Origin of the sequence: Streptomyces sp. NPDC088400 (assembly GCF_044753355.1) — a bacterium.
Taxonomy (GTDB): domain Bacteria; phylum Actinomycetota; class Actinomycetes; order Streptomycetales; family Streptomycetaceae; genus Streptomyces.
In genome coordinates, this window is record NZ_JBIVMZ010000011.1 from 278,897 (window position 1) to 292,299 (window position 13,403).

11 protein-coding genes are annotated in these 13,403 nt (G+C 71.2%); 8 read left to right on the top strand and 3 right to left on the bottom strand.

Annotated elements, in window-relative coordinates:
• Window positions 1–309: 309 nt before the first annotated feature.
• On the bottom strand, window positions 310–1,053 hold the full coding sequence (locus ACIQD6_RS26735) for a lysophospholipid acyltransferase family protein (RefSeq protein ID WP_401886718.1): 744 nt from the start codon (window positions 1,051–1,053) through the stop codon (window positions 310–312).
• A 262-nt stretch (window positions 1,054–1,315) separates the two neighbouring features.
• Here ACIQD6_RS26735 and ACIQD6_RS26740 point away from each other — a divergent pair, with 262 nt between their 5' ends.
• The 6 genes from ACIQD6_RS26740 to ACIQD6_RS26765 all read left to right on the top strand — a co-directional run bounded on the left by ACIQD6_RS26740 (window position 1,316) and on the right by ACIQD6_RS26765 (window position 8,325).
• A complete protein-coding gene (locus ACIQD6_RS26740) occupies window positions 1,316–1,672 on the top strand; it encodes a TlpA family protein disulfide reductase (protein WP_401886720.1) in 357 nt (118 codons plus the stop codon).
• A 285-nt stretch (window positions 1,673–1,957) separates the two neighbouring features.
• On the top strand, window positions 1,958–2,566 hold the full coding sequence (locus ACIQD6_RS26745; protein ID WP_401886723.1) for a flavin reductase family protein: 609 nt from the start codon (window positions 1,958–1,960) through the stop codon (window positions 2,564–2,566).
• A gap of 212 nt (window positions 2,567–2,778) precedes the next feature.
• Window positions 2,779–3,564, top strand: a complete 786-nt coding sequence (locus ACIQD6_RS26750) for an electron transfer flavoprotein subunit beta/FixA family protein (protein WP_401886726.1) — start codon at window positions 2,779–2,781, stop codon at window positions 3,562–3,564.
• A 140-nt stretch (window positions 3,565–3,704) separates the two neighbouring features.
• Window positions 3,705–4,667 (top strand): electron transfer flavoprotein subunit alpha/FixB family protein, encoded by a 963-nt coding sequence (locus tag ACIQD6_RS26755; RefSeq protein WP_401886729.1) that lies wholly within the window; start codon window positions 3,705–3,707, stop codon window positions 4,665–4,667.
• A gap of 243 nt (window positions 4,668–4,910) precedes the next feature.
• Window positions 4,911–6,188, top strand: a complete 1,278-nt coding sequence (locus tag ACIQD6_RS26760; RefSeq protein WP_401886731.1) for a DUF6986 family protein — start codon at window positions 4,911–4,913, stop codon at window positions 6,186–6,188.
• A gap of 271 nt (window positions 6,189–6,459) precedes the next feature.
• Window positions 6,460–8,325 carry a serine/threonine-protein kinase gene (locus tag ACIQD6_RS26765; RefSeq protein WP_401886836.1) on the top strand — a complete coding sequence of 622 codons (1,866 nt, stop codon included), beginning with the start codon at window positions 6,460–6,462 and terminating at the stop codon, window positions 8,323–8,325.
• Here the strand turns inward: ACIQD6_RS26765 and ACIQD6_RS26770 are convergent.
• Window positions 8,311–9,354, bottom strand: a complete 1,044-nt coding sequence (locus ACIQD6_RS26770; protein WP_401886734.1) for a LacI family DNA-binding transcriptional regulator — start codon at window positions 9,352–9,354, stop codon at window positions 8,311–8,313. The two genes, ACIQD6_RS26765 and ACIQD6_RS26770, sit on opposite strands and share 15 nt — an antisense overlap.
• A 230-nt stretch (window positions 9,355–9,584) precedes the next feature.
• Here ACIQD6_RS26770 and ACIQD6_RS26775 point away from each other — a divergent pair, with 230 nt between their 5' ends.
• Window positions 9,585–10,553: an ROK family protein gene (locus ACIQD6_RS26775; protein ID WP_401886737.1), complete on the top strand. Its 969-nt coding sequence runs from the start codon at window positions 9,585–9,587 to the stop codon at window positions 10,551–10,553.
• Between the two features lie 250 nt (window positions 10,554–10,803).
• Window positions 10,804–11,841 (top strand): NUDIX domain-containing protein, encoded by a 1,038-nt coding sequence (locus tag ACIQD6_RS26780; RefSeq protein WP_401886739.1) that lies wholly within the window; start codon window positions 10,804–10,806, stop codon window positions 11,839–11,841.
• Between the two features lie 70 nt (window positions 11,842–11,911).
• Here the strand turns inward: ACIQD6_RS26780 and ACIQD6_RS26785 are convergent, their stop codons facing one another.
• Window positions 11,912–13,276, bottom strand: a complete 1,365-nt coding sequence (locus ACIQD6_RS26785) for a dipeptidase (protein ID WP_401886742.1) — start codon at window positions 13,274–13,276, stop codon at window positions 11,912–11,914.
• Window positions 13,277–13,403 lie beyond the last annotated feature (127 nt).

Genomic DNA, 13,403 nt, shown 5'->3' on the forward strand with positions numbered 1-13,403 from the left:
GCCTGGGGGCTTTCGCTGGCGGAGGCATCCGACGCGTCCTCTGATCGTCAGGCGGGGCAGGACGCGCTCCTGGCAGGCGACGCTCCTACCATCGGGACGGAAACACGGTGCCATCCAGCGCGTCAGAGCTCCGCGACCCCCACGTCACGTCGGCGTCACCGTCGCGTCGACCTACGTCGGGACCTCTGTTTGCGATACGTCCGGGGTACGAGGCGTACGAGATGCTCTAAAGGCTGTCGATGCGACCCAAAAAACCGCCCGACCCGAGAAACCCGGGCCGGGCGGAGAGACGTTTCAGCCGGACTCGGCTCAGCTGGAGCCGGCCGCGCGGATCTCGGCCTCGCGGGCCTCGGCCGCGGTCGGAGCCGTACCGCCGAGGTGCGCGGGCACCCACCAGGTGTCGTCCGCGTCCTTGGGGCGTACGGGATAGGCGCGCTGCGCCGCTTCCAGCAGCTCCTGCACCTGGTCGCGAACGCGCCGGGTGATCGCGCCCGCGTACTGGTCGGCGGGAGCCTCGATCTGCTCGCCGACCCGGATCGTGACCGGGATGTGGCTGCGCTTGAAGTTGCGCGGCCGGCCCTTGGTCCACACCCGCTGGGTGCCCCACAGCGCCACCGGGATCAGAGGCACGCCGGCCTCCTGTGCCATGCGCGCCGCGCCCGACTTGAAACTCTTGAGCGTGAAGGACTGCGAGATGGTCGCCTCGGGGAAGACCCCGACGATCTCGCCGGAACGCAGCGAGTCCAGCGCGTGCGCGTAGGCCGTCTCACCCTGCTTGCGGTCCACCGGGATGTGCTTCATGCCCCGCATGAGCGGCCCGGAGACCTTGTGGCGGAAGACCGACTCCTTCGCCATGAAGCGCACCAGGCGCTTCTGAGGGAGGGCCGCGAGCCCGGTGAAGATGAAGTCCAGATAGCTGATGTGGTTGCTGACGAGTACAGCACCGCCGGTGCGCGGGATGTGCTCGGAACCCTGCGTGTCGATCTTCAGGTCCAGCGCCTTGAACATGGTGCGTGCGGCGCCGATGACCGGCCGATAGACGAGCTCTGCCATCAGGTGAGGACCCTTCTTGTTCCGGGGAGGGTTCTCCCGGCGGAAGTTACGCAGCCGTAGGTTTTCGGCATTGGGCCGATCGTGCCGTATACGAGGCTCTCTGGCCAGTCCTGGTCTGTTCGTAGGGCGAGATTCTTGTCACGTCGGGGCGCGTATCGGACCGTGTTTGCTCACGTCAGAGAGGTGCGGCCCGGATCCGTCGCCGAGGCCGACCCCCGGGCCGCGGAATAATCTCCGGTTCCTTGAACGCTGCACACCGCCGATGACGTGGGGCGGCGACGGGAGGCAGAGAGTGCGTGAAGGGGACGGTGAGAGGCGGCTCGGGGCGGCCGAACTGGGAGCCGAACTGGGGGAGCGGGCGACGCTCGTCCAGTTCTCCAGCGCGTTCTGCCAGCCCTGCCGGGCCACCCGGCGCACGCTCGCCGAGGTGGCGGACATGGTCGACGGTGTCTCCCATGTGGAACTGGACGCCGAGGACCGGCTGGAACTCGTACGGGACCTGGGCATCGTCAAGACTCCGACGGTGCTCGTCCTGGACGCGGCGGGCCACGTAGTGCGCAGGGCCGCCGGGCAGCCCCGCAAGGCGGACGTGATCGCGGCCCTGGGTGAGGCGGTGTGAGACCCGCGCGACAGGCCCCGGAAACCCAGGAGTTCGGCGCCGAAACCCAGGAGTTCGGCGCCCCAGGATCACGGCGTCCGGGGTTCTCGCGGGGGCCCGGCGGAACGTGCGTGCGAGGTCCGTACTTGACCGCACCCGCCCTGCGTCGTCACGCTGGCCAGGTGCCCCAAGAACTCCTTCTCTACGGGCGGGCCCATGTGGACCTGGCCCGCAACGCGAGTGCGCGCTGTCCGGGTGTCTGAGCAGCCACGGACCCGTACGTACCTCTCGTAGAAGGATCACTCGATGACGGCCACTCCCGATCTCGACACCTCCCGGCTCGACCTCAACACCTCCCGGCGCGGTGCCGGCCCCTCGCAGCGCGGGGCCCATCCCTCCCGGTCCGGCGCTTCTCAGTCGTCCGTCCCTTCCGAGTCCCGTCCTTCCGATTCCGATCTCCTCCGTTCCGTGTTCCGGCGGCACGCGGCGGGCGTCGCGGTCGTCACGGCCCAGGGGGAGCGCCCGGTCGGCTTCACCGCTACCTCGCTCAACTCGGTCGCCGCCGAGCCCCCGTTGGTCTCCTTCGGTGTGGGCGTCTCGTCCTCCAGTTGGCCGGTTCTCGCCGAGGCCGAGCATGTCGGCGTGCACATCTTGGGCGACCACCAGGAGGAGTTGGCCGCCACTTTCGCGCGCAGCGGAGCCGAGCGCTTCGCGCCGCCCACCTCTTGGCGCACCGGGCCCAGGGGAGTGCCGGTGCTCGACGGCGTACTGGCCTGGCTGGTCTGCCGCGTTGTCGCCCGCGTACCGGCCGGGGACCACCGGTTGGTGATCGCCCAGGTCGTCGCCGGCGACCCGGCCGGAGCCGGCCGTCCGCTCCTCTACCACCAGGGGCGCTTCAACGCGCTGCGCGACTGAGAGTTCCCCGGGCGCGCCCTCCCGCAGGTTGGCAAGGTCACAGTTCAAAGCGCTTGCTCAGCGGGAACCGTCTGGGTGTACTGGCGAGTAATATTTACTCAGGTGCTCCGGTCTCCCCGATCGGAAACCACCCGATAAAGGCGCCTATGCTGCGTACAACGCGTGTATGCAACAAGGCAGCCCGGAAAAGACGATGCAGTAGGAGAGCCGGCGTGAGCTTGAGGATCGTTGTCTGTGTGAAGTACGTGCCCGACGCCACCGGCGACCGGCATTTCGCCGATGACCTGACCGTCGACCGCGACGATGTCGACGGCCTGTTGTCGGAGCTCGACGAATACGCGGTGGAGCAGGCGCTGCAGATCGCCGACGAGGCGGACGACGCGGAGATCACCGTGCTGACCGTCGGCCCCGAGGACGCCAAGGACGCGCTCCGCAAGGCGCTGTCCATGGGCGCCGACAAGGCCGTTCATGTCGAGGACGACGATCTGCACGGCACCGATGTCATGGGCACCTCGCTGGTGCTGGCCAAGGCGATCGAGAAGACCGGCTACGACCTGGTCATCGCCGGTATGGCCTCCACCGACGGCACGATGGGTGTGCTGCCGGCGATCCTCGCCGAGCGGCTCGGGGTCCCGCAGGTCACGCTGCTCTCCGAGGTCTCGGTCGAGGACGGCACGGTGAAGGGCCGTCGCGACGGCGACACCGCGTCCGAGCAGCTGGAGGCGTCCCTGCCGGCCGTCGTCTCGGTGACGGACCAGTCGGGCGAGGCCCGTTACCCCTCTTTCAAGGGGATCATGGCCGCCAAGAAGAAGCCGGTCGAGTCGCTGGACCTGGAGGACCTGGAGATCGACGCCGACGAGGTCGGCCTCGAGGGCGCGTGGACCGCGGTCGACTCGGCGACGGAGCGCCCGGCCCGTACGGCCGGCACGATCGTCAAGGACGAGGGCGAGGGCGGCAAGCAGCTGGCCGGCTTCCTCGCGGAGCAGAAGTTCATCTGACGCGGCCCGGGTCCTGTTCGCCGAACAGGCCCTGAACGAAGGCCTGGACGGCCGGAATTTGATCCGAGCCCCGGCTTCGTCGCAGTCGCCGCAACCGCCCCAGATCCTCAGATCCCTCGCACTCGCAGGAGAGCATTCCCATGGCTGAAGTCCTCGTCTATGTCGACCACGTGGACGGTTCCGTCCGCAAGCCCACCCTGGAGCTGCTGACGCTGGCCCGCCGTATCGGTGAGCCCGTCGCGGTCGCGCTGGGTCCGGGCGCCGAGTCCACCGCGCCCGCGCTCGCCGAGCACGGCGCGGTGAAGGTCCTCACCGCCGACGCCGCCGAGTTCGCCGACTATCTCGTCGTACCGAAGGTGGACGCGCTCCAGGCCGCGTACGAATCCGTCTCGCCGGCCGCCGTCCTCGTCCCGTCCTCCGCCGAGGGCAAGGAGATCGCGGCCCGTCTCGCGGTCCGTATCGGCTCCGGCATCATCACCGACGCCATCGACCTGGAGGCCGGTGACGAGGGCCCGGTCGCGACGCAGTCGGTGTTCGCCGCCGCGTTCACGACCAAGTCCCGTGTCTCCAAGGGCACTCCGGTCATCACCGTGAAGCCGAACTCGGCCCCGGTCGAGGCCGCCCCGGCCGCCGGTGCGGTCGAGGCGCTGTCCGTCTCGTTCTCCGAGCTGTCCACCGGCACGAAGGTCGTTTCGCGCACCCCGCGCGAGTCGACCGGGCGTCCGGAGCTGACCGAGGCCGCGATCGTGGTCTCCGGCGGCCGTGGTGTCAACGGCGCCGAGAACTTCGCCGTCATCGAGGCGCTGGCCGACTCGCTCGGCGCGGCCGTCGGCGCCTCGCGTGCCGCCGTGGACGCGGGGTGGTACCCGCACTCCAACCAGGTCGGTCAGACCGGCAAGTCGGTCTCCCCGCAGCTGTACATCGCCTCCGGTATCTCCGGTGCGATCCAGCACCGTGCCGGTATGCAGACGTCGAAGACGATCGTGGCCGTCAACAAGGACGCCGAGGCGCCGATCTTCGAACTGGCCGACTACGGCGTGGTCGGTGACCTCTTCGAGGTCGTCCCGCAGCTGACCGAAGAGGTCAACAGCCGCAAGGGCTGAGCCGACGGCGGCCGTCTCCGCTGCCGCTGTCGTACGGGTCCCGGGGCCGCGTGGTGATCTTCACCGCGCGGCCCCGGGCCGTTTCACGCTCTCCGGCTCTCCGGTCGGTCGCGTCCGTCGGACCCGTCGGCGTCCTTCCGGTCCACCATTGACGCGGTGTGAATCTGCCGATTAACTTCCCTCAGCGGATTATTGATTCCGCAGAGCGGAAAACAAGAGCGCGAGAAGGGTGTGGGCGTGGGAATGGGGCAGCAGGAGAAGGTGGCCACGAGTTTCACCGGCGCGGTCAACGAGGCCGTCGGCGCCTCCCTCGCGGCGGTCGACGCGGAACTCGCCCGCCGCTACCCGGGCGACCCCGGAACCCGCCAGCCGGTCCACACCGTCTACGTGCCCGCCGACGCCTTCGACGCCGGCACCATCCGCTCCTGGGGCGACCAGGCCCTCGCCGCCCTCGACGAACACGCCCCGGACGCCGCCTCCCTGGCCCGCGTCCTCGGCCTCCCCGACGAGCTGGCAGGGCCCGTGCACGAGCGCGTCCGGGCCAAACTGACCAGCGAGCCCGTCGAGGACCTGCGGATCGACTTCGAGGACGGCTACGGCCCACGCCCGGACGCCGAGGAGGACGAGGCCGCCGCCCGCGCCGCCCGCCTGGTCCACGCGGCGTACGAGAACGGCACGGCGGCCCCGTACATGGGCATCCGGATGAAGTGCCTGGAAGCAGCCGTACGGGACCGGGGCATCCGGACCCTCGACATCTTCCTCAGCGGGCTGATGGAGGCCGGCGGGCTCCCCGACGGACTCGTCCTGACCCTCCCCAAGGTCACCTACGCCGAGCAGGTCACCGCGATGGCGCGGCTGGCCGCGGAGTTCGAGAAGGCACGCGGTCTGGAGCCGGGACGGATCGGCTTCGAGATCCAGATCGAGACCAGCCAGTCCATCCTCGCCGCCGACGGCACCGCCACCGTGGCCCGGATGATCGACGCGGCCGGAGGCCGGGCCACCGGGCTGCACTACGGAACGTTCGACTACAGCGCCTGCGTCGGCGTCAGCGCCGCGTACCAGGCCAGCGACCATCCGGCGGCCGACCACGCGAAGGCCGTCATGCAGGTCGCCGCGGCCGGCACGGGCGTACGGGTCTGTGACGGCTCCACCAACGTCCTCCCGGTCGGCCCGACCGCCCAGGTCCACGAGGCCTGGCGACTGCACTACGGCCTCACCCGGCGCGCCCTCGCCCGCGCCTACTACCAGGGCTGGGACATGCATCCGGGCCATCTGCCGACCCGCTACGCGGCCGTCTACGCCTTCTACCGGGAAGGCCTGGAGCCGGCCGCGGCCAGGCTGGCCGCCTATGTGGCCAAGGCGGGCGGAGACGTCATGGACGAGCCCGCCACCGCCAAGGCGCTCAGCGGCTATCTGCTGCGCGGACTCGACTGCGGCGCGCTCGACAGCGACGAGGTCGCCCGGCTGACCGGTCTGACCCGCGCCGACCTGGAAGGCTTCGCGATGCCGCGCCGCGCCTAGGCCCTGTCCGGCCGATCTTTGCCGGGCCCGGAACGCCCGGCACGGCACCTCGCCGCGTTGCCGGAATGCCCACAGGAAACCACCCTGCGGGCACACCGGCGCCTTGCGACGTACCGCACCAGACGCCCCGGGCCGACCGACAAGACCGACCGGACAGAACCTAGTTGACGGTGACCACCCCGTAAGTGCCGGGCTCCGCGCCGCTCCGAGCACGAATTAGGCTGTGCCCGACCGGAGTCGCGGAGTCGTCGAGCACGGAAACGGGGCAGCGATGCCGACGGGGGAGCACGAGCGGGACGGGCGGAGCGAGGGGCCGGGGAGGCTGCTGGCCGGGCGGTACCGGGTGGTGGCCCCGCTGGGCCGGGGCGGCATGGGCGTCGTCTGGCGCGCGGTCGACGAGGTCCTCGGCCGTGAGGTCGCCGTCAAGGAACTGCGGACGTACACCGACGCCGACGCGGCCGAACTGGCCGGCCTGCGGCTGCGGATGCAGCGTGAGGCACGGGCCGCCGCGCGCGTCAGACACCCCGGGGTCGTGGCCGTGCACGACGTCGCGGACGAGGACGGCCGTCCCGTCATCGTCATGGAACTCATCGACGGCCCCTCGCTCGACGACGTGCTGCGCGAGCGCGGCACGCTCGACCCGCGCGAGGCCGCCGCCATCGGTGCCACGGTGCTGGAGGCGCTGGGCGCCGCCCACCGCGCGGGCGTACTGCACCGCGACGTCAAGCCCGGCAATGTGCTGCTCGACCGCGACGGCCGAGTCGTGCTCACCGACTTCGGGATCGCCGCCATGGACGATCCGGGCGACGGCTCCAGCACGCATCTGACCCGCAGCGGTCAACTGGTCGGCTCGCTCGACTACTTGGCCCCCGAGCGCGCCCAGGGCCAGGAGCCGGGACCGGCGTCCGACGTGTGGGCGCTCGGCGCGACGCTCTACGCGGCCGTCGAGGGCGCCTCGCCCTTCCGCCGCACGTCGACATGGTCGACGATCAGCGCGATCGTCACGGACCCGCTGCCCGAGCCGCGCCTGGCGGGGCCGCTCGTTCCGGTGCTCCGACTGCTGCTGCACAAGGACCCGGCGCGGCGCCCCGACGCGGTCGCGGCGGCCCGGCTGCTGACGGCCGTGGCCGACGGTGGTGCGGTTGACGCGGGCAGTGCGGAACGTACGGCCGGTGCCGGCTCCGGTGCCGGTGGCGACGTGGCCACGGTGGGTCTGAAACCCGCCGCCGTGCCGGAACCTCCACCGAGGGTGCCGACGACGCTCGACGCGCAGCCGCACCGGCCGGAGGGCTTCGGGCCGGCGTCCGCCGCCTCGTCGGCGGCCTCGGAGGCGGTTCCGCCTGTCGTACGGGACTCGAACCGGGCCCCGGACCCGGGTGCGGGCGTACCGCGCCGGGGCACGAGCCGTTCGAAGGTGCTGATCGCCGCCGGGGTCGTCGCGGTTCTGCTCGTCGGCGGAGGGCTCACGTACGCCCTGATCGGCCGGGACAAGTCCGTCGTGGAACAGCGAGTGGAGGGCTCCGCCGGGTCGGGGAGCGCCTCGCCGGAATCCGGACGGAGTCTCGACCCGGGCAGTGGCCCGTCCGGGAAGACGCGCGGCCCGAACGCCGGTGCGGCCGGGCAGGGCGACAAGGAGTCCGCGACGCCCGACGCCAAGCCGCCCGCGGCGGGGAAGGGCGATGCCGGTGCGGGAGGCTCCGACGGCGTCAGCTCGGACAGCGGTGGATCGGGTGGTGGCGGGGCGTCCGGGGGATCGTCGGGCGGTGGGTCCACCGGCGCTACGGGCGGAACCGGCGGGTCCGGCGTGTCTGGTGGCACGGGCGCTCCGGGCGGCGGTTCCGATCCGGAGCCCGAGCCGGTCTGCCACTCCGTCGGTGGCGGCAAGTACAACTGCGAGGTCTACCGCGCCGCGACGTCCTACACCGCGTCCGGCGCCGAGGCCGGAGTCCTGAACGCGGGCACCAACTACTTCTACTGCCAGCAGAACCTGGGCCGCCGGGAGACTTCCGGCCGGTGGACCAACACCTGGTGGGCCAAGACGGACGACGACAGTGGCAACACCGGAGTGTTCATCAGCGATGTCTACATCCAGGGCGGTGACAACGACCGCCCTCTGCCGGGGCTACCGGAGTGCTGACGGCGGGATCTCGCCCGAGCCCCGGGCGATCAGCCGGGTGGGAAGCACCACCTGGGACGGGGCGTCGGCCGCGCCGTCGAGCCGCTGGAAGAGCCGCTCCGCCGCCGTACGTCCCAGGGTGGCCGCGTCCTGCGCGATGACCGTGACTCCGGGGTCCAGCAGATCGGCGAGTTCGATGTCGTCGAAGCCGATGAAGGCCACCGGGCGGTGGTGCGCGGCCAGGACCCGTACGGCCGTCACCGTCACACGGTTGTTGCCCGCGAAGATCGCCGTGACCGGGTCGGGGCCGCCGAGCATGGCGAGGACGGCCTCGCGTACGCGCTCCGCCGCCGTCGTACCGAGCGAAACCCATTCGTCCTGGATCGCCAGATCCGCTTCGGCCATCGCGGTGCGGTAGCCGCGCAGCCGCTCGCTCGCCGTATGGATCCCGGGCTGGTCGCCGATGAAGCCGATCCTGCGATGACCGTGCGCGATCAGATGGGCGACTCCCGAACGGGCCCCGCCGAAGCTGTCGGAGAGCACCGCGTCCGCCTCGATCCGGCCGGCCGGCCGGTCCACGAAGACGGTCGCCACCCCGGCCTTGATCTCCGGTTCCAGATAGCGGTGGTCGTGCCCGGCCGGGATCACGATCAGACCGTCCACCCGGCGTGCGCAGAGCGCCAGCACCAACTCCTGCTCGCGGTCCGGATCCTCGGCGCTCGAACCGTTGATGAGCAGCGCGCCGTGGGCGCGGGCCACCTCTTCCACGGCACGGTTCAGCGGCCCGTAGAAGGGGTCCGCGAGATCTTCCAGGACCAGGCCGATGCTGGCGGTACGGCCCTTGCGCAGCACACGCGCCGAGTCGTTGCGGCGGAATCCCAGCGCGTCGATGGATTCCTGCACCCGGCGCTCGGTGTCAGGCGTGACACCCGGCTCTCCGTTGACCACGCGTGAGACCGTCTTGAGCCCCACACCGGCACGCGCGGCCACGTCCTTCATCGTGGGCCGGTTGCCGTAGCGGGGCTCGGGGCGGCGGGTGGTGTCGGCCACAGTGCGCAGTCCTGTCGTCGGTGGGTTGCCATAGGTCTGCCGTCCAACAAGGCGGCCCAGGCGGTGTCCGGAGCGGTGCCGTCGAGCATAGGCCCTGGACAACGTTGTCACGTGAATGGAGACTGTTCGTCGGACCATCAGAGCCACAGTTCGCTCATCGCTCGTACGCCGCCTCCATCCCCTGTACACATGGGGATATGCCAACTGCCTCCCCTGGAGATCCGACACTGATGCATACCGACTCCGTCGTCGCACTCGACATCGGCGGCACCAAGATCGCCGGAGCGTTGGTCGACGGGGGCGGCAGGATCCTCGTACGCGCTCAGCGGCCGACGCCCGCGCAGGAGGACGGCGAGACGGTGATGCGCGCGGTGGCGGAGGTCCTCGCCGAGGTGTCCGCGTCCCCGCTCTGGGCGTCGGCCACGGCGGTCGGCGTCGCCAGCGCGGGTCCGGTGGATGCCCTGGCAGGCACGGTCAGCCCGGTGAATGTCGCGGGCTGGCGGGGCTTTCCGCTGGTGGAGCGGGTACGGCTGGCCACCGGAGGACTGCCGGTGACGCTGGTCGGCGACGCGGTCGCGATGGCCGCCGCCGAACACTGGCAGGGCGCGGCCCGCGGTCATGACAACGCGTTGTGCATGGTGGTCTCCACGGGCGTCGGTGGCGGCCTCATCCTGAACGGCAAGCTTCACTCGGGACCGACGGGCAACGCCGGGCACATCGGCCACATCAGTGTGGACCTGGACGGTGATCTCTGTCCGTGTGGATCGCGCGGTTGTGTGGAACGCATCGCCAGCGGCCCCAACATCGCCCGCAGGGCGCTGGCGGGAGGCTGGGAGCCGGGCCCCGACGGTGACACCTCGGCCGCCGGTGTGGCCGCCGCGGCCCGAGCCGGACATCCGATCGCGATCGCCTCCTTCGGCCGGGCCGCGCAGGCGCTGGCCGCCGGTATCGCCGCGACGGCCACCCTGGTCGAGATCGGCGTCGCGGTCATCGGCGGGGGAGTGGCCAACGCGGGCGAGGTCCTCTTCGCGCCGCTGCGCCGCTCGCTCCAGGACTACGCCACGCTCTCCTTCGTACGGCAGATCGAGGTCGCGCCCGCGCTGACCGGTACGGACGCGGGCCTGGTGGGCGCGGCGGCGGCCGCGGCCCTCCACAGTCCGGACGGGACGACGGCGAGGGCGGCGGCGGTCCGCGGCTGAGCCGGCGGCCGGGCACCGACGATGTGCCTCAGGGGTGTGGTCCGGCCCGCCGCGGACATCGACGCGTGCGGTCGACCCTTCGTCGGCATCGGGTCGACCTCGAACCGGCCACAGCTGGCATCGGGTCGACCTCGAACCGGCCACAGCTCGGCCACAGACAGAAGTCCACAGAGGCGCTCTGATCCGAACAAGGGTTTCCGTGGCAGGGTGTTGCGGGCAGTCCACTGGGGGCTATGGAAGAGGGGGAACCGTGATCGTCTGGATCAACGGTGCGTTCGGAGCGGGCAAGACCAGTACCGCACGCGAACTGATCGACCTGATCCCGAACTGCACGCTCTACGAACCCGAGTCGATCGGCGGGGAACTGGAGCGGTTGCTGCCGCGGAAGCGGCTCGCCGAGGTCAGCGACTACCAGGACCTGCCGATCTGGCGGCGGCTGCTGGTCGATACCGCGGCCGCGCTGCTGGCGGAGGTGGGTGGGACGCTCGTCGTCCCCATGACGCTGCTGCGCCAGGAGTACCGGGACGAGATCTTCGGCGGGCTCGCCGCTCGCCGTATCCCGGTCAGGCATGTGCTGCTGGCAACTGACGAAACGATACTGCGCGGACGGATCGCGGCCCGTGAGGCCGCTGAGGACGACCTGGAGGCGAACGAGCGCAACCGGCAGTGGTGTTACGACCACATCGAGCCCTACCGCGCGGCCCTCGACTGGCTCAACCGTGACGCCCATGTGATCGACAGCACCGGTCTCACGGCCAGGGAGACCGCTGTGTCCCTCGCGACGGCGGTGCAGACGGGTGCGGCCGTTGTCTGCGAGATCGTGCAGACACCAGAGCCGACCGCCGAGACCGTCGCGGCGGGGGTGCTGCTCTTCGACGAACAGGACCGCGTCCTGCTCGTCGACCCCACGTACAAACCCGGCTGGGAGTTTCCGGGCGGTGTGGTGGAGGCGGGCGAGGCGCCCGCGCGAGCCGGGATACGTGAGGTCGCCGAGGAGATAGGGATAGAACTCACCGATGTGCCCCGGCTGTTGGTCGTCGACTGGGAACCGCCCCGGCCACCGGGATACGGCGGACTGCGGCTCCTGTTCGACGGTGGCCTGCTGCCCGCGCAGTTGGCCGGGCGGCTGCTGCTGCCGGGGCCCGAGCTACGCGGATGGCGCTTCGTCGCCGAGCACGAGGCGGCGGGAATGCTGCCGCCCGCACGGTACGAGCGACTGCGCTGGGCTCTGCGGGCGCGGGAGCGCGGGGCGGTGCTCAACCTGGAGGACGGAGTTCCGGTCGGCTGAGCCGCCCGGCCGGAACGCCTGCCGGGCGGCTCGGCCCTCCGGCAGGCGTTCCGGCCGGGACGGGCGTGCCTCAGGTCCGCCGGGACCGCGCGTAGTTGGCCAGGAAATGTGCTTCGGCGACCGAGAGGCGCTCCAACTCCTGCGGCGAGACACTCTCGTTCGCCGCGTGGATCTGCGCCTCCGGCTCGTTCAGCCCGATCAGCAGGATCTCCGCCTCCGGATACAGCGCGGCCAGGGTGTTGCACAGCGGGATGGAGCCGCCGTGGCCGGCGGTCTGCATGTCCTCGCCCGGGTACGAGATCCGCATCGCGTCGGCCATCGCCGCGTACGCGGGGCTGGAGGTGTCCGCGCGGAACGGCTGGCCCTGGCCCATCTGTTCGACCGTGACCCGCGCGCCCCACGGGGTGTGCTTCTCGATGTGCGCGGTCAGCAGCCGGGTCGCCTCCGTGGCGTCCTGGCCCGGCGGCACCCGCAAGCAGACCAGTGCCCGGGCGCCCGCCGGGATGGACGGGGCGGCGCCCACGACCGGCGGGGCGTCGATGCCGAGCACGGTGACGGAGGGGCGGGCCCAGATCCGGTCGGAGACCGATCCGCGACCGATCAGGCCGACGCCGTCGAGCACCTTGGCGTCCGCGCGGAAGTCGGCCTCCGGGTAGTCGAGTCCGTCCCACTCGGCGTCGGCGGCCAGGCCGTCCACCGTGGTGGAGCCGTCCTCGGCGCGCAGCGAGTCGAGCACCTTGATGAGTGCGGCGAGCGCGTCGGGCGCGGCCCCGCCGAACTGACCCGAGTGCAGATTCCCCTTGAGCGTGTCGATCCCTACGCGCAGCAGCGTCATCCCGCGCAGTGTGGCGGTGACCGTCGGCAGCCCCACCCGGAAGTTCCCGCCGTCGCCGATGACGACGGTGTCGGCGGCCAGCAACTCCGGGTGCGCTTCGGCGTAGCGCTCCAGACCGCCGGTGCCCTGCTCCTCCGAGCCCTCGACGATGACCTTGACGGTCACCGGCACCCCGCCGTTCGCCTTGAGGGCGCGCAGGGCGAGGAGATGCATCAGGAAGCCGCCCTTGCAGTCGGCGGCCCCACGCCCGTACCAGCGGCCGTCACGCTCGGTCAGTTCGAAGGGCGGCGTCAGCCAGGCGGACTCGTCCAGCGGCGGCTGCACGTCGTAATGGGCGTAGAGCAGCACCGTCGGCGCGCCCTCGGGACCTGCCAGCAGGCCGTAGACGGACTGCGTCCCGTCCGGGGTGTCGAGGACGGCGACGTCCTGGAAGCCCTCCGTACGCAACGCGTCGGCCACCCACGCGGCGGCGCCCTCGCACTCGCTCCTCGGGAACACCTCGGGATCCGCCACCGAACGGAAGGCCACCAGTTCCGTCAACTCCGCACGCGCGCGAGGCATCAGGGAAGCGACGGTCTCGGCGATCGGATTCGCGGTCATGGGCACGCTCCTCGTGGGTACGACGTTGTTTCGAGTGGGTGTACGTCGAAGGCGCTGTCGATCCTCCCACAGCAGGATCACCGGTCCCGCGCCGTAGGATGCGGATCGACAGCAGGGGCCACCGGTT